Origin of the sequence: Streptomyces sp. NPDC001822, from assembly GCF_042892135.1 — a bacterium.
Taxonomy (GTDB): domain Bacteria; phylum Actinomycetota; class Actinomycetes; order Streptomycetales; family Streptomycetaceae; genus Streptomyces.
Window position 1 is genome coordinate 42760 of sequence record NZ_JBIATW010000003.1, and the last position, 20032, is coordinate 62791.

Annotated in this window: 15 protein-coding genes; 12 read left to right on the top strand and 3 right to left on the bottom strand. The window is 70.5% G+C overall.

Annotation, left to right across the window (positions count from 1 at the left end):
- Window positions 1-102 precede the first annotated feature (102 nt).
- Complete coding sequence (locus tag ACFYY2_RS08240) at window positions 103-2547, bottom strand: RICIN domain-containing protein (protein WP_388738734.1); 2445 nt, start codon at window positions 2545-2547, stop codon at window positions 103-105.
- A gap of 474 nt (window positions 2548-3021) precedes the next feature.
- On the opposite strand from ACFYY2_RS08240, the gene ACFYY2_RS08245 reads away from it, so the two are divergent.
- The 7 genes from ACFYY2_RS08245 to ACFYY2_RS08275 all read left to right on the top strand — a co-directional run bounded on the left by ACFYY2_RS08245 (window position 3022) and on the right by ACFYY2_RS08275 (window position 12206).
- On the top strand, window positions 3022-4107 hold the full coding sequence (locus ACFYY2_RS08245; protein WP_388738737.1) for an ABC transporter substrate-binding protein: 1086 nt from the start codon (window positions 3022-3024) through the stop codon (window positions 4105-4107).
- A gap of 101 nt (window positions 4108-4208) precedes the next feature.
- Window positions 4209-5816, top strand: coding sequence for a sugar ABC transporter ATP-binding protein (locus ACFYY2_RS08250; protein WP_388738740.1), 1608 nt, complete (start codon window positions 4209-4211; stop codon window positions 5814-5816).
- The gene (locus ACFYY2_RS08255) at window positions 5813-6811 is read left to right on the top strand and encodes an ABC transporter permease (protein ID WP_388738743.1); all 999 of its coding nucleotides are present in this window, start codon (window positions 5813-5815) and stop codon (window positions 6809-6811) included. The genes ACFYY2_RS08250 and ACFYY2_RS08255 overlap by 4 nt, the downstream gene beginning before the upstream one ends.
- The gene (locus ACFYY2_RS08260) at window positions 6808-7854 is read left to right on the top strand and encodes an ABC transporter permease (protein WP_388738746.1); all 1047 of its coding nucleotides are present in this window, start codon (window positions 6808-6810) and stop codon (window positions 7852-7854) included. Before ACFYY2_RS08255 ends, ACFYY2_RS08260 begins: the two co-directional genes overlap by 4 nt.
- Before the next feature lie 54 nt (window positions 7855-7908).
- Window positions 7909-8946, top strand: a complete 1038-nt coding sequence (locus tag ACFYY2_RS08265) for a LacI family DNA-binding transcriptional regulator (RefSeq protein ID WP_388738749.1) — start codon at window positions 7909-7911, stop codon at window positions 8944-8946.
- Window positions 8946-10010, top strand: coding sequence for an aldose epimerase family protein (locus tag ACFYY2_RS08270; protein ID WP_388738756.1), 1065 nt, complete (start codon window positions 8946-8948; stop codon window positions 10008-10010). The genes ACFYY2_RS08265 and ACFYY2_RS08270 overlap by 1 nt, the downstream gene beginning before the upstream one ends.
- Before the next feature lie 156 nt (window positions 10011-10166).
- Window positions 10167-12206, top strand: coding sequence for a GTP-binding protein (locus tag ACFYY2_RS08275; RefSeq protein ID WP_388738759.1), 2040 nt, complete (start codon window positions 10167-10169; stop codon window positions 12204-12206).
- Between the two features lie 36 nt (window positions 12207-12242).
- On the opposite strand, the gene ACFYY2_RS08280 is transcribed toward ACFYY2_RS08275, so the two are convergent.
- Entirely contained in the window at window positions 12243-12434 is a 192-nt protein-coding gene (locus ACFYY2_RS08280) for a hypothetical protein (protein ID WP_388740069.1), read from the bottom strand.
- Between the two features lie 74 nt (window positions 12435-12508).
- Here ACFYY2_RS08280 and ACFYY2_RS08285 point away from each other — a divergent pair, with 74 nt between their 5' ends.
- Window positions 12509-12934, top strand: coding sequence for an acyl-CoA thioesterase (locus tag ACFYY2_RS08285; protein ID WP_388738762.1), 426 nt, complete (start codon window positions 12509-12511; stop codon window positions 12932-12934).
- 15 nt (window positions 12935-12949) lie between these two features.
- Here the strand turns inward: ACFYY2_RS08285 and ACFYY2_RS08290 are convergent, their stop codons facing one another.
- Window positions 12950-13936, bottom strand: a complete 987-nt coding sequence (locus ACFYY2_RS08290; protein ID WP_388738766.1) for a LacI family DNA-binding transcriptional regulator — start codon at window positions 13934-13936, stop codon at window positions 12950-12952.
- A gap of 524 nt (window positions 13937-14460) precedes the next feature.
- Between ACFYY2_RS08290 and ACFYY2_RS08295 the strand changes: the two genes are divergently transcribed.
- The 4 genes from ACFYY2_RS08295 (at window position 14461) to ACFYY2_RS08310 (ending at window position 19995) form a co-directional block, all read left to right on the top strand.
- Window positions 14461-15381 carry a carbohydrate ABC transporter permease gene (locus ACFYY2_RS08295; protein WP_388738769.1) on the top strand — a complete coding sequence of 307 codons (921 nt, stop codon included), beginning with the start codon at window positions 14461-14463 and terminating at the stop codon, window positions 15379-15381.
- Window positions 15382-15383: 2 nt separating this feature from the next.
- Entirely contained in the window at window positions 15384-16325 is a 942-nt protein-coding gene (locus tag ACFYY2_RS08300) for a carbohydrate ABC transporter permease (RefSeq protein WP_388738772.1), read from the top strand.
- Between the two features lie 159 nt (window positions 16326-16484).
- On the top strand, window positions 16485-17825 hold the full coding sequence (locus ACFYY2_RS08305; RefSeq protein WP_388738775.1) for an ABC transporter substrate-binding protein: 1341 nt from the start codon (window positions 16485-16487) through the stop codon (window positions 17823-17825).
- 94 nt (window positions 17826-17919) lie between these two features.
- The gene (locus ACFYY2_RS08310) at window positions 17920-19995 is read left to right on the top strand and encodes a beta-galactosidase (protein ID WP_388738778.1); all 2076 of its coding nucleotides are present in this window, start codon (window positions 17920-17922) and stop codon (window positions 19993-19995) included.
- Window positions 19996-20032: the final 37 nt, after the last annotated feature.

A 20032-nucleotide genomic window follows, 5' to 3' on the forward strand; every position in this document is an offset into this window, starting at 1 on the left:
CGATGGGCCGGGAACTCCCCGCGCCGGTCCGGCGCGGGGAGCGGTGCGGGTGCCCCGGACGGCTGCCCGTGGGGACGGCGGAGCGGGGCGGTCAGGGGGTTGTCAGATGAGCCGCCAGAGGTGGTCCGCGGTGCCGTTGTCGTCGAACTGGACGACGTGGGCGCTGTTGGCCGTGGACATGCCGTCCACGCCGAGCACCTTGTCCGAGTTGCGGTTGCGGATGCGGTACCAGCCGTCGCCGTCGGCCACGAGCTGCCAGAGGTGGTCGGCGGTGTCGTTGTCGTCGAACTGCACGACGTGGGCGCTGTTGGCCGTGGACATGAGGTCGACGCCCAGCACCTTGCCCGAGTGCTGGTTGCGGATGCGGTACCAGCCGTCGCCGTTGGCCACGAGCCGCCAGAGGTGGTCGGCCGTGCCGTTGTCGTCGAACTGCACGACGTGGGCGCTGTTGGCCGTGGACATGAGGTCGACGCCCAGCACCTTGCCGGAGTTCCGGTTGCCGATCCTGTACCAGCGGTCGGCGAGCCAGGGGGCCGCGTCCGGGCTCACGGTCGGGAACGACGTGATCCGCAGCCGTGCCGCGCCCATCGGGACGAGGGTGACGTCCTCGACCGGCTGGGTGCTGCCCGCGGGGCTCTCCTGGAGCGGCGCCACCACGTGCTCGCCGTCGGCGCCCCACTCCGGGATGCGGCGGGCGCGCGCCGTCATCGTGAGCGGCGTCCCGCCGAGGGTGAAGGGGTTCCCGTCGGCGGCGCGGCCGGTGGAGCGACGGCGCAGCGAGTAGGCGGGCAGCGTCCCGTCCAGGACGAGGCCGTAGTTCCACGGGGTCGTGGCGTGGACCGCGTACTCCGGGAACTGGTCGCTGCCGCCGATGCGCTCGTACGACTCCCCGATGCGCAGCGAGTAGGTCAGCGGCCCGTGGTCGACGCTGACGGAGCCGCGGTTGTCCGCCCAGGTGCGCACGGTGGTCCGCTGCGGGAACCGCAGGGTGACCTTGTCGCCGCCGGACCAGGTGCGCTCGATGCGGGTGAAGGCGGGGCCCGCCGGGGCGGTGACCCGGGTGCCGTTCACGCGGATGTCCGGCTCGGTGCACCAGGCGGGCACGCGCAGCACCAGGGGGAAGCGCAGGGGTTTCGGGGACCTGAGGGAGAGCGTGACGGTGTCCGTGAAGGGGTAGTCCGTCTCCTCGGTGAAGGTGACCTCCGTGCCGTCCGCGACCTTGGCGGTGACCTCGCTGGCCGCGTACATCGCGGCTGCCAGCCCGCCGTCCGGGGTGGTGAGCCAGAGCTCCTCGACGAAGTAGGGCCAGCCCATACCGTAGTTGTGCGGGCAGCAGCGGTACTGGTCGACGCCCGGCAGGTACGCCTGCATGGCGAAGCCGTTCTGGAACTGCCGGTCCCGCTTGGGCGCGTTGTCCAGGTCGACACTGTTGGCGCTGGTGACGTAGTGGACCGCCCTGCCCGACGGGTCGAGCGAGGCGGGCAGCGAGTTGAAGGCCAGCTCCTCGCAGCGGTCGGCCCAGAGCGGGTCGCCGGTGATCCGGGTCAGGAGCTGGTGGCTCGCCATGAACTCGACGATCCCGCAGGTCTCGAAGCCCTGGCGGGGGTCCCCGTGCCCCGGCCGGGCGTTCTCGTCCCCGGCGAAGCCGCCACCGGGGAACTGGCCGTACTCGTCCATGGCCTTGGCGTACGTCCCGTAGGTGTCCAGGGTGTCCTGCCGGGATCCGCTGCGCAGGGCGTACTGGGCGGGCTCGCGGAAGCCCTGGGCGATGTTGACGTTGTGCGGGTTGACCAGGTTGTCGCCCCAGTCGGCACCGTAGCGGTGGATCTTGTCGGCGAGGTCGAGCAGGAAGGTGTCACCTGTACGGTTGAACAGCCAGTAGACGCTGTCCAGCCCGTCGCCCCAGCGCAGCGCGATCCAGCTGGTGTTGAAGGCCCCGGGGCCCTGGGCGTTCATGTACCGGAAGAACCTGCTGAGGAAGGGGATGACCCGGTTGTCGCCGTTGTACTCCTGCCAGGAGCGCAGCGCCTGGACCAGGGGGAGGAAGGGCCAGAAGTCCGGGCCGCCGTTGAGTGAGGTCCGCAGGGCCTTCGGCCCGAAGAAGCCGTCGGACTGCTGGGTGGCGAGGATCGCGTCGATCCAGCGGCGGGCGCCGGCGAGCGCCGTCGCGTCCCCGGTGACGATGGCCAGGTCCGTGTACCCGCGCAGCCAGTAGGGGACCTCCTCCCAGCCGCCCCGGTCGGGCTTGACCCAGCCGGAGGTGCCGAAGTTGAGGAAGTGCGAGAACTTCTCGTACTGACCGCAGAGGCCGTCCAGTTGCATACGGAGCTGGCCGGCCAGCCAGCCCCGTGCGGTGACCCGGCCGGGGGGCAGCTTGAGGAACGCCGTCGGCCGCAGGGGAGCCGCGTTCGGAGAGTAGTGGCCCCCGCGCGCGGCCGCCGCCAGGCCCTCGGCGGCCGTCGCGGTCGTCGCCCAGCGGCCGGCCGAAGTGACGGCGGCAGCGGTGACCAGTGCGCCGGTCATGAGTTGTCTGCGGTTCAGGGGCATCGTGGGGACTCCACTTCCGCTGCGAAGAGGGCGGGTGACCGGCCCGGTCGGGGCCGGTGCATGGCTGGGGGAGCCGTCGCGTCCTGACCTGGCGGTGCGACAACTCGCTTGCAACGTTGGAAAATTGATGTCGGCGATATGACAGCACGCGGTCAAGTCGGTGTCCAGAGGGGGCGCAGTGCCCGTGCCGAACGGGCCCTCGCGTGAGCGGGGTGGCGGCCGTGCGCCGGGGCGACACATTTTGGAAACGCATCGACAACTCTCTTGCCGCCCGCGCCGCCTCGCCTATATAACGTTGTAAACCCGAGCCGCCGAGAGGCCGCACAGGCCCTCACGACCATCGTTCCCGCAGCTCGCAGCGGGGGTCGTGGGGAATGCAGCGCCATGTGCCACCGAGCGGCCGAAGCACCGTCCAGCCATGCCCGACCGCACGCCGAACGGTGTGCCGTCACCTCGCCAAGGAGCGTCCCGCGCATGATGATCCAGCGTCGATCCCGTACCCTCGCCGCGGCCTGCCTGCTCGCCGCCACCGCCACGCTGGCCGTGTCCGGCTGCTCGAAGTCGGAGACCTCGGACAACGCGGGCGGTGACAGCAGCCAGGGAGCCCAGGCGGCCAAGTCCCCCGAGGCCGCGTCCGGCCCCGGCTGCTCGCTGCAGACCTACGGCGCACCCAAGCTCGACCTCAAGGACGCGGTGGTCGGCTTCTCCCAGTCGGAGAAGGAGGCCAACCCCTTCCGCATCGCGGAGACCCAGTCCATCAAGGACGAGGCGGCCAAGGTCGGCGTCAAGAAGCTCCTCACCACGAACGCGCAGTCGCAGCTGTCCAAGCAGATCAGCGACATCCAGGACATGCTGTCGCAGGGCGCCCAGTTCCTCATCATCGCACCGCTGAACTCCGACGGTCTGGAGCCGGCGCTCAAGGCGGCGGCGGCGAAGAAGGTGCCCGTCCTCACCATCGACCGCAAGGTCAACTCCACGGCCTGCAAGGACTACGTGGCCTTCCTCGGCTCCGACTTCGTCGAGCAGGGCAAGCGCGCCGCGGACGCGATGATCAAGGCCACCGGCGGCAAGGGCAAGGTCGCCATCCTCCTCGGCGCCTCCGGCAACAACGTGACCACCGACCGGACCAAGGGATTCGTCGACCAGATCAAGGCCGAGGCCCCGGGTATCGAGATCGTCGCGCAGCAGACCGGTGAGTTCGCCCGGGACAAGGGCCAGCAGGTCATGGAGCAGCTCATCCAGTCCAAGCCCGACATCACCGCGGTCTACGCCGAGAACGACGAGATGGGCCTCGGTGCCGTCACCGCGCTGAAGGCCGCCGGCAAGAAGCCCGGCAAGGACGTCAAGGTCGTCTCGATCGACGGCACGCGCAACGCGGTGCAGGCCCTCGCCAACGGCGAGTACAACGCCGTCATCGAGTCCAACCCGCGCTTCGGACCGCTCGCCTTCGCGACCGCGAGCAAGTTCTACGGCGGCGAGGAGATCCCCGAGAACGTCATCATCACCGACCGCGCCTACGACGAGACCAACGCCAAGGAATCCCTCGGCGGGGCGTACTGATCCGCTCCTGAACCCAACGGCCCCGGCCGCCGTGGAACCCGCACCGGGCCACGGCGGCCGCCGGGCCCTCATCCTTGGACAGCGGAAGGCCAAGAAGACCCATGGCACCACCCGAAGCAGTACCTCAGGCACCGGAGGCGGACGTGTCCACGGCCTCCGTGGTGCTCGAAGCCCGCTCGGTGAGCAAGCGGTTCCCCGGCGTCGTCGCCCTCGACGACGTCACCTTCTCCCTGCGCGCGGGGGAGACGCACGCGCTCGTCGGGGAGAACGGCGCCGGCAAGTCCACCCTCATCAAGGTGCTGACCGGCGTCTACCGGCCCGACGGCGGCGACCTGCGCATGGCCGGCGAACCCGTCAGGTTCGCCCGGCCCTTCGACGCCCAGCAGGCCGGCATCTCCACGATCTACCAGGAGGTCAACCTCGTCCCGCTGATGAGCGTGGCGCGCAACATCTTCCTGGGCCGTGAGCCCAGGAACCGCTTCGGCCTCATCGACTTCGCCCGCATGCACCGCGAGACGGGCGAACTGCTCGACGGCTTCGGCGTCCGCGTCGACCCCCGGCGCCCGCTGCACACGCTCGGCATCGGTACGCAGCAGATGGTCGCCCTGGCCCGGGCCGTGTCCGTCAACGCCCAGGTCGTCATCATGGACGAGCCCACCTCCTCGCTCGAACCGCGCGAGGTGGAGACCCTCTTCCGGGTCATCGAACGCCTGCGCTCCCAGGGCATCGCCGTCCTCTACGTCAGCCACCGGATGGACGAGCTCTACCGGATCTGCGACCGCGTCACCGTCCTCCGCGACGGCCGGCACATCCACACCGGCGACCTCGCGGCGCTCGACCGGATGCAGCTCGTGTCCATGATGCTCGGCCGCGACCTCTCGGAGGTACGCCGCTCCGGCGTCACCAGCTTCGCCGCCGAGGGGCACGACGTGGCCCGCACCCCCGTGCTCACCGCGACCGGCCTCTCCAGCCGCCTCCAGCTCCACGACATATCCGTGTCCCTGTACGCGGGCGAGGTGCTCGGCCTCGGCGGCCTCCTCGGCTCCGGCCGCAGCGAGACCGCGAAGGCCCTGTCCGGCGCCCTGCCCCTGGACGCCGGTGAGATCACCGTCGACGGCACCTCCCTGAAACGACTCACCCCGGCCGCCGCGATCCGGGCCGGCATCAGCCTGCTGCCCGAGGACCGCAAGGCCGAGGGCATCGTCCCCGGCCTCTCGGTCCGGGAGAACATCGTGCTCGCCGCCATGCCGCGGCTCTCCCGGGCAGGCGTCGTCTCACGGGCCAAGCAGGACCGGATCGTCGACATCTTCATGAAGCGCCTGCGCATCAAGGCGTCGAGCCCCGAGCAGAAGGTCGGCGAACTCTCCGGAGGGAACCAGCAGAAGGTCCTGCTCGCCCGCTGGCTCTGCCTGGAACCCAAGGTGCTGCTCCTCGACGAACCCACCCGCGGCATCGACGTCGGTGCCAAGGCCGAGGTCCAGAGCCTCATCGACGACCTCGCCGGCGAAGGCCTGGCCGTCCTGCTCGTCTCCTCCGACATCGAGGAGCTCATCGAGGGCGCCGACCGCATCGTCGTGCTCCGCGGCGGCGCGGTCGCCGGTGAACTGCGGGGCGACGACGTGGCCGAGAGCCGGCTGCTCGAAGTGCTCGCCGACCACGCACCGCAGCCGGCGGACACGGCCCCGGCCGCTCAGGAGGACCCCCGATGACCCAGACCGCCGTCGTCCCGCCCGTGCAGGGCGACACGCCGCAGAAGTCCGTGAGCCCCCTGGCCCGGCTCCGGGATCCCGCCTGGTACCAGCGCTACGGCGTCTACGTGGCCGTCGGGGTGGTGCTGCTCTTCAACGCCCTGTTCACCGACCACTTCATGACCGCGGACAACTTCCGCACCCAGTTCGTCCAGGTCGCCCCCATCGTCATCGTCGCCCTGGGCATGGCCCTGGTCATCGGGACCGAGGGCGTCGACCTCTCCGTCGGCTCGACCATGGCACTCGCGGCCGCCTTCCTGCCCCTCTACCTCGGCTACGGGCTCGTGCCCGCGCTCGTCGTCGCCCTCCTGGCCGGCGCCGTCGTCGGGGCGGTCAACGGCACCCTGGTCTCCCTCATCGGGCTGCAGCCCATCGTGGCGACCCTGGCCCTGTTCGTCGGAGGCCGCGGACTCGCCCTCGTCATGGCCGACGGTCAGCTCAAGCAGATCGTCAACCCCGACCTGCTGTCCCTGGGCACCGGCTCCTTCCTCGGAATCCCGCTGGTCGTCCTGATCGCCGGAGTGCTGGCCGTCGCCGTCGCCTTCCTGGTGCAGCGCACCACCTTCGGCCGGCAGATCGTGGCCATCGGAGGCAACCGCTCCGCCGCCGCGCTCGCGGGACTGCCCGTCAAGCGGGTCCTCATCGGTGTGTACGTCCTCTGCGGCGTGCTCGCCGCCCTCGCCGGCGTCCTCGCGACGGCCAGGCTCACCGCGAGCGACCCCTCCTCGCTCGGCACCCTCATGGAACTCTCCGCCATCACGGCGGTCGTGGTCGGCGGCACCCCGCTGAACGGCGGCTCCGTCCGTGTGCTCGGCACCGTGGCCGGGGCGCTGCTGATGCAGCTCCTGCGCGCCACGCTCGTCAAACACGACCTGCCCGACTCCACCGCACAGATCGCCCAGGCGGCCATCATCGTCGCCGCCGTCTACGTCGCCCGGGAGCGTCGGTCCCGATGAACGAAACCACATCCGCCCCCGCCGCCCCGGCCCCGATGCCGCAGAAGAAGACGAAGCCCGCGCGCCCCGCCGCCGGGCCCGAGCGGTCGGGCAGAGCCCGCGCCGCCGAACTCCTCCAGCGTCAGGGCGTGCTCGCGGTCCTGCTCATGGTCGTGCTGGTCTCCTCCTTCATCTATCCGACGTTCGCCTCCCTGGACAACGCCCGCGGGGTGACCATCCAGGCGTCCTTCCTCGCCGTGGTCGCCCTCGGCATGACCATGGTCATCATCACCGGCGGCATCGACCTGTCCGTCGGATCCGTCTTCGCCCTCGGCGGGGTCCTCGCCGCCTGGGCCTCGCAGTACGGCTTCCTCGCCGCACTCCTCGTACCCCTCGTGGTCTGCGGCGGGATCGGGCTGCTCAACGGGCTCCTGATCGCCCGCGGCAACATGGCGCCGTTCATCATCACCCTCGCCACCCTGCTCGGAGCGCGCGGACTGCTGCTCGCCATCACCGACGAGGGCGCCACCACCTACCTGGTCCCCAAGGACTCGGCCTTCGGCGAGCTCGGCCAGGGCAGTGTCTGGGGCTTCGGCTACCCGATCCTGATCGCCGCGGTGCTCTTCGGCGCCGGCGGAATCGTCCTGCAGCGGACCTCGTTCGGGCAGACCCTCTTCGCCGTGGGCGGCAGCAGCGACGCGGCGACCCTGATGGGCCTCCCCGTAGCCCGTACGAAGATCCTCGTCTACACCCTCAGCGGCCTGCTGGCCGGACTCGCCGGGGCGCTCAACGCGGCCAGGCTGTCCTCCGGCGTCACCATCGTCGGCGTCGGCATGGAACTCGACGCGATCTCCGCCGTCGTCATCGGCGGCACCCTCCTCGTCGGCGGTGCCGGCTCGATCAGCGGAACCCTCTGGGGGGTCCTGCTCCTGGCGGTCATCCAGAACCTGATCAACCAGATCGGCTCGCTCAACTCCTCGTACCAGTCGGTGGTCAGCGGCGGTTTCCTTATCGTTGTCGTGGTGGCGCAGCGTTATCTCGCGCGCAGCCGCAGAAGCACCTGACGACAGTCCGCTTGCAGACAAGATCCATCGAGTCCAGCCGAACCAAGGAGTGCCGTGGGCGTCAGCCTCAAGGACGTTGCACAACGGGCGGGCGTGTCCATCAAGACCGTGTCGAACGTGGTGAACAACTATCAGCACGTCACACCCGCCATGCGCGCCAAGGTGCAACAGGCGATCGACGAGCTCGGCTACCGGCCGAACCTCACCGCCCGTCACCTGCGCAAGGGCCGCACCGGCATCATCGCGCTCGCCGTCCCCGAATTCGGCAACCCGTACTTCGCGGAACTCGCAGGTGCGGTGATCGACGCGGCCGCCCGGCACGACTACACCGTCCTGGTCGACCACACCGCCGGTCTGCGTGAGAAGGAACTTCTGGTCAGCCAGGGGTTCCGGTCCCACGTGATCGACGGTCTCATCCTCAGCCCCATCCATCTGGAGACCGAGGACCTGATGGCGCGCACGGAGACGGCGCCGCTGGTCCTGCTCGGCGAACGCGAGTACGAAGCCCCGTACGACCACATCGCCATCGACAACGTGGCGGCCGCCCGCGCCGCCGTCCGCCACCTCGTCGACCGGGGCCACCGGCGCATCGCCTTCCTCGGGTCACGCACCGGCCGGGAACGCCAGCCGGCGCACCTGCGGCTGCGGGGCTGGCGCGAGGAACTCGTCGCCTCCGGCATCACCCCGGACGAATCCCTCGTCGTCGTCACCGACGGCTACGGGCGCGAGGACGGCGCCGCGGGCATGACGGCCCTCCTGGACCGGGGCGACCGTCCCGACGCCGTGTTCGCCTACAACGACCTCATCGCCATCGGCGCGATGCGGGCCGTCACCGAACGCGGACTGCGGATCCCCGAGGACGTCGCCGTCGTCGGCTTCGACGACATCGAGGAGAGCCGCTACACCACCACCACTCTCACCACCATCGCGCCCGACAAGGAAGCCATCGCCCGCCTCGCCGTCGACAGCCTCGTCGAACGGCTCGCGGGGGAGCCGTTCACCGAACCCCGGCGACCGCGCCCCGGCTACCGCCTCGTCGTCCGCGAATCCACCACGCCCGGGTCCGACTCCGGCCACACCGAGGATCTCTGATGCCGCGCCCCACCGTGCACAGCACCCCGTTCGGCTCCGTCCACGGGACGCCGACCCATCTGTGGACCCTCGACAGCGGTACGGGAGTCCGGGCCGAGGTACTCACCTACGGAGCCTCCCTGCACCGCCTCATGGTGCCCGACACCGCGGGGACTCCCGCCTCCGTCGTCCGGTCGCTCCCGGCCCTCGACGACTACGCGGCGAAGCACCCGTACTTCGGCGCCGTCGTCGGCCGCTACGCCAACCGCATCGCCCACGGCCGCTTCACCCTCGACGGGGCCGAGCACCACGTCCCCGCCAACGACCGCGGCCACGCCCTGCACGGCGGACCCGACGGCTTCCACACCAAGGTGTGGGACGCGGCCCCGGACCACGGCGACGGCATCGCGTCCGTCCGGCTCTCCCTGCACAGCCCGGACGGCGACATGGGCTTTCCGGGGGCCCTGGACAGCACCGTCACCTACACCATCGACACGGAGGGAACCCTCGCCGTCGACTACACGTCGGTCACCGACCGGCCCACCGTCGTCAACCTGACCAACCACGCCTACTTCGACCTCGCCGGCGGCCCGGACGTCCTCGGCCACCTCCTGGAGGTCGACGCCGACACCTATCTCCCGGTGGACGACGACGGCATCCCGCTGGGGCGGCAGGCTCCGGTCGGCGGCACTCCGTTCGACCTCACCGAACCGCGCCTGATCGGGGAGCGCCTCGGCGCCGACGACGCTCAACTGCGGGCTGCGGGCGGCTTCGACCACTGCTGGGTGCTGAGAGAGGCCGGAGCGGGTCTGCGCCGCGCCGCCCGCCTCACCGCCCCCGGCTCCGTCCGCGTCCTGGAGGTCTGGACGACCGAGCCCGGCATCCAGGTGTACACCGCCAACCAGCTCGACGGCTCCTACACCGACGGCGCCGGCCGCCGCCACGAACGGCACGGCTCGGTGTGCCTGGAGACCCAGCACCTGCCCGATTCACCCAACAGGCCCGAATGGCCCAGCACCGTGCTCCGGCCGGGCGGCACCGGCCACAGCCGTACCGAGCTGCGGTTCCCGCACCTGCGCGGCTGAGCCCCGCCGGGCGGCCCCCATAATCCGTTGCCCCCGCCCCGGCGGGCTGCTTCAATTCCCGGCACCAGCCCACCGACCGGGGAGAAGATTCCATGCGCCGAGCTTCTGTGTCCACCCAGACAGGAATTCACACCTATCTCGAGGACCTGAAGCTCAGTGCACACATTGAACCTGGGAATCCTGGCGCACGTCGACGCCGGTAAGACGAGCCTGACCGAGCGGCTGCTCCACAACGCCGGGGTCATCGACACGGTCGGCAGCGTCGACGAGGGCAGTACCCTCACCGACTCGCTGGCACTGGAACGCCGCCGCGGCATCACCATCAAGTCCGCCGTGGTCTCCTTCCCCGTGGACGGGGTCACGGTCAACCTCATCGACACCCCGGGCCACCCCGACTTCATCGCCGAGGTGGAACGGGTGCTCGGCGTACTCGACGGCGCCGTGCTCGTCGTGTCCGCCGTGGAGGGCGTACAGGCGCAGACCCGGATCCTGATGCGGGCGCTGCGCCGCCTCGGGATCCCCACCCTGATGTTCGTGAACAAGACCGACCGCCGCGGCGCCCGCTGCGAGGGCGTCCTGAGCGAGATCTCCGGACGGCTGTCCCCCTCCGTCGTCGCGATGGGCCACGTCGACGGCGCGGGGACCCGCGAGGCCCGCACCCGGCAGTTCGCCGGTACGGACCGGGGCCACGCCACCGCGCTCACCGATCTCCTCACCCTGCACGACGACGACCTGCTCGCGGCATGTCTGGACGAGGCCGGAGGCGCTCCGTACGAACGGCTGCGCTCCGCGCTGGTGGCCGGTACCCGGCGGGCACAGGTGCACCCGGTGTTCTTCGGGTCGGCGGCCACCGGCGCGGGAGTCGCCGAACTGACCGCGGGCATCACCGAGTTCCTTCCGGCCCATGCCCAGGACACCGACGGCCAGGACACCGACGGACCTGCGACGGGCACGGTGTTCAAGGTCGAACGCGGTCCCGCCGGGGAGAAGATCGCGTACGCGCGCATGTTCTCCGGCAGGCTGCGCACCCGGGAGCGGATCCGGCTGCACGGTGACGGCGGGACGGACGTGAGGGCCGGCACGATCTCGGCCATCACCGTCTTCGAGAGTGGCACGGACGTCCGCCGCCCCACGCTCGCCGCCGGACGGATCGGCAGGCTGCGCGGACTCCACGCCGTCCGGATCGGGGACACGATCGGCGATCCCGCGCCGGCACCCGCGGTGACCCACTTCGCCCCGCCCACCCTGGAGACCGTCGTCACCCCGTGCCGCCGGGAGGACGGGGGAGCGCTGCACGTGGCCCTCGGTCACCTGTCCGAGCAGGACCCGCTCATCGGCCTGCGCCGTGACGACGTGCGCGGCGAGATCTCGCTCTCCCTCTACGGCGAGGTGCAGAAGGAGGTCATCCAGGCGACCCTCGCCGACGAGTACGGCATCGAGGTGGGCTTCCGGGAGACGACGACCATCTGCCTGGAGCGGCCCACGGGCACGGGCGCCGCGTTCGAGCTCATCGACACCGGACCCAACCCCTTCCTCGCCACGGTCGGACTGCGTGTGGAGCCCGCCGCGTTCGGGACCGGGGTGGAATTCCGCCGCGAGGTCGAGCTGGGTTCGATGCCGTACTCCCTGATGCGCGCGGTGGAGGACACGGTGCGGGAGACGCTCGCCCAGGGAATCCACGGATGGCGGGTCACCGACATCACGGTGACCATGACCCACTCCGGCTACTGGCCGCGGCAGAGTCACGCACACGCGGTCTTCGACAAGAGCATGTCGAGCACGGCGGGCGACTTCCGGGGCCTCACCCCGCTGGTGCTGATGGACGCGCTGAGGCAGGCCGGCACCGCGGTCTACGAGCCCATGCACCGCTTCCGCGCGGAGCTGCCGGCGGACGCCTACGGTCCGTTCGTCTCCGCACTCGCACGCCTGGGCGCGGTGCCGGGGCCACCCGTCACGCACGCAGGCGTCTGCACGGTGGAGGGCGTCGTGCCGGCCGCCCGTGTCCACGGACTGCAGACGCTGCTGCCGGAGATGACACGGGGCGAGGGAGTGCTGGAGTCCTTCTTCGAGGACTACAGACCGGTCACGGGGGCGGTTCCGAGCAGGCCGCGGACGGACCACGATCCGCTCCACCGCAAGGAGTACCTGCTGCGCACGCTGCGCAGGACCGGCGGGGGAGCGCACGAGCGGACGTGACGGACGCGCGGCGCACGCGTCCGTCACGCCGCGGGGTCACTTCAGGTAGGGTCCCGCCGCCCCGATCTTCCCCGGGGCGGCGTTCGCGCCCCCGAGGTCGAGGACGTACACCCGCAGGTTGCCCTTGCCCGGCGCCGGTACGGCGAGGGTGCCGCCCGTGACGACCTTGGTGTCACCGGTGACGGCGTAAGGGGGTGCGTGCCAGGGGAGTTGAGCCGCTGGGAGCACGACGTGCGTGCGGTGGCCGTCCGAGTCGCGATGATCGCCGGAATGGCGGGCCGGACGAGGGCGTTCGAGTGTTCATGACCTATTTCGTCGACGTCACGGTGCGCGGCTACGAGCTCGACACGCAGGGCCACCTCAACCAGGCCGTCTATCTCCAGTACGCGGAGCACGCCCGCTGGGAGCTGCTGAGAGCGGCGGGGCTGCCCCAGGAGAAGCTGCTCGCGAGCGGAGTCGGGCCGGTGCAGCTCGAAGTGACGGTCAAGTACCTCCGTGAACTGCGGGGCGGGGACCGCGTGCGGGTGAGCTGCGAGTTCACCTACGGGGCGCGGAAGACCTTCGAGGTGCGGCAGCAGATCCTCACGGAGGACGGCACGGTCGCGGCGGAGATCAGCGGCGTGGCCGGCCTGCTCGACCTTTCCGCCCGACGGCTGGTCGAGGACCCGGCCGGGCGCCTCGCCTCGCTGGCGGAGCAGCCCGGACTCCTGGGGATCAAGAGCTCCTGACGCCTTCGGGCGGGGTCACGCGCGGGGCGGCGGGGCCGTGCTGGCCCGGACGACCAGGCGCGTCGGGACCAGGGTGGTCCCGCGTTCCGTCGTCTCGCTGCGGATCTGCCGCAGGACGCCGTCCACGCAGAGCCGGCCGATTTCCGCGAAGTCCTGGTGCACGGTGGTCAGCGGCGGGAGGAACGACGCGGAGTCGGCGATGTCGTCGAACCCCACCACGCTCACGTCCTCGGGTACCCGCCTGCCCTGCTCCTGCAGGGCCCGGAGAACGCCGAGGGCCATCTGGTCGTTGGCCGCGAAGACCGCGGTGCAGGAGGGGTCGGCCGCCAGGGCGAGCCCGGCCTCGTACCCCGAGGCCGCGGACCAGTCGCCGTCCACCGGAACCGGGACCGGACGGCCGGACTCCTCCAGGGTCTGCCGCCAGGCGAGTGCGCGCCGCTGGGCCGCGAAGGACTCGGGCGGCCCGGCCACGTGCACCACGGTGCGGTGCCCCAGGTCGAGGAGGTGCCGTACGGCCGCCCTCGCGCCGCCGGACTGGTCGGTGTCCACCACGCTGTAGCGGTCTCCCGCGTCGGAGTCGGCCACCACCACGTGGGTGTGCGGCGGCAGCGAGATGGCGGCGTCCAGGAGCCGCACCTCCATGATCACGATGATGCCGTCCACGACCTGCTCGCCGAGCACGCTGACGGCGCCCCTGAGTCCCTGGCTCGTGGGCGTCGCCACGGGCAGCAGGGTGATGGCGTAGCCCTCGTCCGCGGCGGAGGCCGAAATGGCCTCCAGCGTGCGGACGTTGCCCGTGGTCGCCAGGGTGAACAGGATGACCCCGAGGGTGCGGAACCTTCCGCTCTTCAGGGCGCGGGCGGCGCTGTTGGGGCGGTAGTTCAGCTGCTTCATGGCGCTCATGACGCGCTCGCGGGTCTCCTCCGACACCACGGAGTGGCCGTTGGACACACGCGAGACGGTCTGCGAGGACACACCGGCGAGCCGTGCGACGTCCGCCATGGACGCCTCCTTGTGTGGAGGACGGTCCGTGGCTCGTTCCTGTCCCTGCACTGCGTCTGCCTCCGTCGTGTTCCTCCGTGAGCCTTTCGCCGTCGGGAGGCGTCGTCCGGTTACCGGCCGTCTTTCACCGTATGCCGTGCCGAGGGGGTGCCGATCAGTACGTGTCGCCGCCGCCGCGCGTCCGGCCCGTGCCGTGTGCGGGCGCAGGGATCCGGCCACCGGCATTTTTACCACTTCCGCACCGGTGCTGCCGACATGCGTTCCCCCGGGCACCAGCGCGCCGCCGCGCCGGACCGGGCGGAGCCGGACCGGGTTTCCGGAACGTGACGCTCCTCCACGGGAGTTCAGGTCTTGACCGTGGGTCGGAGGACGTGTAGACATCACCTCACCGAGAAATGTTTACGTAAACATCTCAGCTTGGTGTTTACGTGAACACCGACCCCCTCAAGCACAGCGCCTCCACGATGTCCGGTGTCTCCATCCGGCCGGGGCCATGCAACAACGCCGGACCAGTAGGAGTACCCATGACGGCCGTCACGCCGCTCACGACCGGACGCCGCCCACCAGCCCGGGGATCGCGCGGCCGGCGTGGTCAGACCGGCTGGATGTTCGTAGGGCCCTTCATGGCCGTCTTCGCGCTGGTGTTCCTCGCGCCCATCGCCTACTCGCTGTATCTGAGCTTCTTCCGGGACCAGTTGATCGGCGGGACGTCGTTCGTCGGCCTGGACAACTTCCGGCAGGCCTTCGGGGACGACCGGTTCTGGGCCGCCGTGGGCCGGGTCACCCTGTTCCTCGTCGTGCAGGTCCCCGTCATGCTCGGCCTCGCCCTGCTGGTTGCCCTCGCGCTGGACAGCGGCAGGCTCTACGGCAAGAGCTTCTTCCGGATAGTCGTCTTCCTGCCGTACGCGGTACCCGCCGTCGTCGCCGCCCTGATGTGGGGCTTCATCTACGGCAACCGGTTCGGCCTGGTCGCGAACATCAACGACGCGTTCGGCGTCACGCTCCCCGACCCGCTCTCCCCGTCCCTGGTGCTGGCGAGCATCGGCAACATCGTCACGTGGGAGTTCATCGGCTACAACATGCTGATCTTCTACTCGGCCCTGCGCGTCGTCCCCAAGTCCCTCTACGAGGCGGCCGAGATCGACGGTGCGGGCCCGTGGCGGATCGTCACCTCCGTCAAGATCCCGGCGATCCGGGGCGCCCTGGTGATCGCGACGATCTTCTCGGTGATCGGCAGCTTCCAGCTCTTCAACGAGCCCAGCATCCTGCAGAAGCTGGCGCCCAACGCGATCACGACCTACTTCACGCCCAACCTCTACACCTTCACGCTGTCCTTCTCCGGCCGGCAGCAGAACTACGCCGCCACGGTCTCGCTCGTCATGGGCGTCGTCACGATGATCATCGCCTACGCGGTCCAGCTGCGCGGCATGCGAAAGGAGGCGTGAGCATGAGCGCACCGTCCCACACCGCCCCGCGGACGCCCGGGCGAACCACCCACCGCGCCCAGGCACCCCGGCGTGCCGCGCGCCCGCACCGTCCCGCCGGCCGGCCCCGCCGCAGCGTCCTCCTCACGGCGCTCATGGGCCTCACGGCCCTCTACGCGCTCATGCCCCTGGCCTGGCTCGTCATCAACGCGACCAAGACGCAGAGGAGCCTCCTCGACTCCTTCGGCCTCTGGTTCAGCGGCGACTTCGTCCTCTGGGACAACATCACCCGGACACTCACCTACGACGACGGCATCTTCGTCCGCTGGCTCCTCAACACCCTGCTGTACGTGGTGGTGGGCGCCGGGGGCGCCACCTTCCTCGCGGTGCTCGGCGGCTACGGTCTGGCCAAGTTCGACTTCACCGGCAAGCGTGCCGTCTTCGCCACGGTCATCGGGGCGGTGGCCGTGCCGGCCACGGCACTGGCCGTCCCCACCTTCCTGATGTTCAGCAAGCTGGGTCTCACGGACACCCCCTGGGCGGTGATCATCCCGTCCCTGATCTCTCCGTTCGGGCTCTACCTCATGTGGGTCTTCGCGGCAGAGGCGATCCCCACCGAACTGCTCGAAGCGGCCAGGATGGACGGCGCCGGCGAACTGCGCACCTTCTTCCGCGTCGCGCTCCCGCTGCTGGGTCCGGGCATCGTGACCGTCCTGCTCTTCACCATGGTGCAGACCTGGAACAACTACTTCCTGCCCCTGGTCATGATCAAGAACCCGGACTGGTACCCGCTGACACTGGGCCTCGACGCCTGGAACGCCCAGGCGTCGACCGCCGGCGGCACCCCGGTCTTCGACCTGGTCATCACGGGGTCGCTGATGACCATCGTGCCCCTGATCATCGCCTTCCTGCTCCTGCAGCGGTACTGGCAGTCCGGACTGGCCGCAGGAAGCGTCAAGGGCTGAGCCGCCTCCGCACCGGCCACCCGCCCACACCCGCGCCCCGGGGCCGGCTCCCCCAGGCCCCCGTCCGCGCGGCGCACCACCCTCCCCGACTCCCGCACCACGGCGTGCGGGTCGCTCGACGGCTCGTGATCCACCCTCACCACAACGGAGTGAAGCGATATGAGAACCATGACCAGACGCGCCATGCGCGGTGTCGGCCTGCTGTGTGCGGCGGCGCTGAGCCTCACGGCGTGCGGGTCCTCCGACGACGCCGGTTCGGACACGACCGTCACGGGTGGTGATCTCAGGGCGGCCCTCAAGAAGGGAGGCTCGATCACGGTGTGGGCCTGGGAGCCGACACTGAAGCAGGTCGTCGCCGACTTCGAGAAGAAGTACCCCAAGGTCAAGGTGAAGCTGGTCAACGCCGGCACCGGCAACGACCAGTACACCGCCCTGCAGAACGCGGTACAGGCGGGCAAGGGCGTACCGGACGTCGCGCAGGTCGAGTACTACGCGCTCGGCCAGTTCGCCCTCGGCAAGTCCCTGGAGGACCTCAGCCGCTACGGCGCGGACGCCTACGAGAACGACTACTCGCCCGGACCGTGGAGCTCGGTCGCGGTCGACAAGGCCGTGTACGCCCTGCCCATGGACTCCGGCCCGATGGCGCTCTTCATCAACAAGAAGGTGCTCGACAAGCACCAGATAGCCACCCCCAAGACCTGGGACGAGTACCTCGACGCCGCGCGGAAGCTGCACTCCGCGGACCCCAAGGCCTACATCACCAACGACACCGGTGACGCCGGCTTCACGACCAGCATGATCTGGCAGGCCGGCGGCACCCCGTTCAAGTCCCGTGGCACCGACGTGACCGTCGACCTCACCGCGGACAAGGGCGTCACCGCCTTCACCAAGGTCTGGCAGAAGCTCATCGACGAGAAGCTCCTCGCCCCGATCAGCTCCTGGAGCGACGAGTGGTACAAGGGTCTGGCGGACGGCACCATCGCCACCCTCGCCACCGGTGCCTGGATGCCCGCCAACTTCGCCTCGGGCGTCGAGTCCGCCGCGGGTGACTGGCGCGCGGCGGCGCTCCCGCAGTGGGAGAAGGGGGCCGAGTCCAGCTCGGAGAACGGCGGCAGCTCCCTCGCCGTCATGAAGGCGGGCAAGAGCAAGGACCTGGCGTACGCCTTCAACGAGTACGCCAACCACTCGGACGGCGTCCAGGCCCGGATCAAGGCCGGCGCCTTCCCGGCGACCACCGCCGACCTGGCCTCCCCGTCGTTCCTGGACACCCCCTTCCCGTACTTCGGCGGCCAGAAGGCGAACGAGATCTTCGCCCGCTCCGCCAACGCGGTGCCCGAGAACTGGTCCTACCTCCCCTACCAGGTTTACGCGAACTCCATCTTCAACGACTCCGTCGGCAAGGCGTACGTCTCCGGCACCACGCTGGCCGAAGGCCTGAAGCAGTGGCAGAAGTCCGCCGTCGACTACGGCAAGGACCAGGGCTTCAGCGTCAACAAGTGACGTTCTCCGCCTGACTCCGGAACAGGGGCGGCCGCCCCGCGCACGGGCGGCCGCCCCGCGCCGTACCCGCACCTCCGCATCGAGAAGGATCATCATGACCCCCACCTCCGGGCGCCGTTGGCTGCGCCCGACCGCCGACGGCAGCCCCGCGCGACTCGCCTACGGGGCCGACTACAACCCGGAGCAGTGGCCGCGCGAGGTGTGGAAGGAGGACGTCCGGCTGATGCGCGAGGCCGGGGTGACCGTCGTCTCCGTCGCCATCTTCTCCTGGGCCCGGCTGCAGCCGGCCGAGGACCGCTGGGACTTCGACTGGCTGGACGAGGTGCTCGACCTGCTCCACGCGGGCGGGATCGCCGTCGACCTCGCCACGGCCACCGCCTCGCCGCCGCCCTGGCTCACCACGCTGCACCCGGAGATCCTGCCGGTGACCCGCACCGGTGAGATCCTGTCCCAGGGCGCGCGGCAGCACTGGCGGCCCACATCGCCGGTGTTCCGTGCGTACGCCCTCCGACTGGTGGAGGCCATGGCCGCCCGCTACGCCGACCACCCGGCACTGGTCGCCTGGCACATCTCCAACGAGCTCGGCTGCCACAACATCTACGACTACTCCGAGGACGCCGCCCGCGCCTTCCGCGACTGGCTGCGCACCCGCTACGGCACGCTCGACGGGCTCAACCACGCCTGGGCCACCTCCTTCTGGTCGCAGCAGTACGGCGACTGGGAGCAGATCCAGCCTCCGCGACTGGCCGCGAGCCACGCCAACCCCACCCAGCAGCTCGACTTCAAGCGCTTCTCGTCGGACGCGCTGAAGGACTACCTCCGCGCCGAGCGGGACGTCCTGCGCCGGATCACCCCCGACATCCCGGTCACCACCAACTTCATGGTGATGGGCGGGACCAAGGGCATGAACTACCCCGACTGGGCCGGCGAGATCGACTTCGTCTCCAACGACCACTACGCCCACCCGGGGCCGCAGCGGCTGGACGAGCTCTCCTTCTCCGCGGCGCTCACCCACTCCATCGCCGGGGGCAAGCCGTGGTTCCTGATGGAGCACTCGACCAGCGCCGTCAACTGGCAGCACGTGAACGTCGCCAAGAAGGACGGCGAGCTCGCGCGTGACTCCCTGGTCCACGTCGCCCACGGAGCCGACGCGGTCTGCTTCTTCCAGTGGCGCCAGTCCGCCGCCGGGGCCGAGAAGTACCACTCCGCGATGGTGCCCCACGCGGGCCCGGACAGCGAGGTGTTCCGCGGGGTGACCGCGCTCGGCCGCACGCTGGAGGAGCTCACCCCGATTCTCGGCTCGGAACGCGAGCCCGCCCGCGCGGCGATCGTGTTCGACTGGGAGTCCTGGTGGGCCGTCGAGCGCGACTCCCTGCCGACCTCCCTGCTGGACTACCGGCAGGAAGCGCTCGACTGGTACTCGGCGTTCCTCTCCCTGGGTGTCCGCGCCGATGTCGTCACCACCGCGGCCGACCTCACCGGCTACGAGTTCGTCGTCGCACCCGTCCTGCACATCGTGCCGGAGGACCTCGTGGGCCGGCTCGAGGCCTATGTGAACGGCGGAGGCCATCTGGCCACCACCTACTTCTCGGGCGTCGTGGACGAGAACGACCATGTCCACCTCGGCGGGTATCCGGGCGCGCTCCGTGAACTGCTGGGCATCCGCGTCGAGGAGTTCGGCCCGCTGGAGGAGGGTGCGGAGGTGCGGCTCGACAACGGTCTCACCGGCACCGTCTGGACAGACCGTATCGACGTGACCGACCCCGATGTCACGGTCCTCGCGCACTACGGGAGCGGCGACCAGGCCGGACGCCCCGCCATCACGAGGCGCACCCCGGCCGACGGGGGGTCCGCGGCCTACGTCTCCACCCGGCTGGGCGTCGACGGGCTGGCCGAGGTGCTGCGGCCGTTGCTGTCCGGCGCCGGCGTCGTCAGCGAACTGCCCGCCGGTGCGCGCGGGGCGGTGGAGCTCACCGTACGGACCGACGGCACCGACGCGTTCTGGTTCCTCGTCAACCGCACGGACGGTCCCGTCGAGTTCGACGAGGCGGCCGGGGAGATCCTGGCGGGCGAGGAGCGGGACGCCCGCGGTGTACTGGTCCTCGCCCCGCGCGGGGTCGCGGTGCTGCGGGTGGCGGCCGGGACGTCGCCGTTCGGCAGCTCCTCCTGAGCACCGGCGCGGTCCGGCGGTAGCGGGCGAGCCCGCA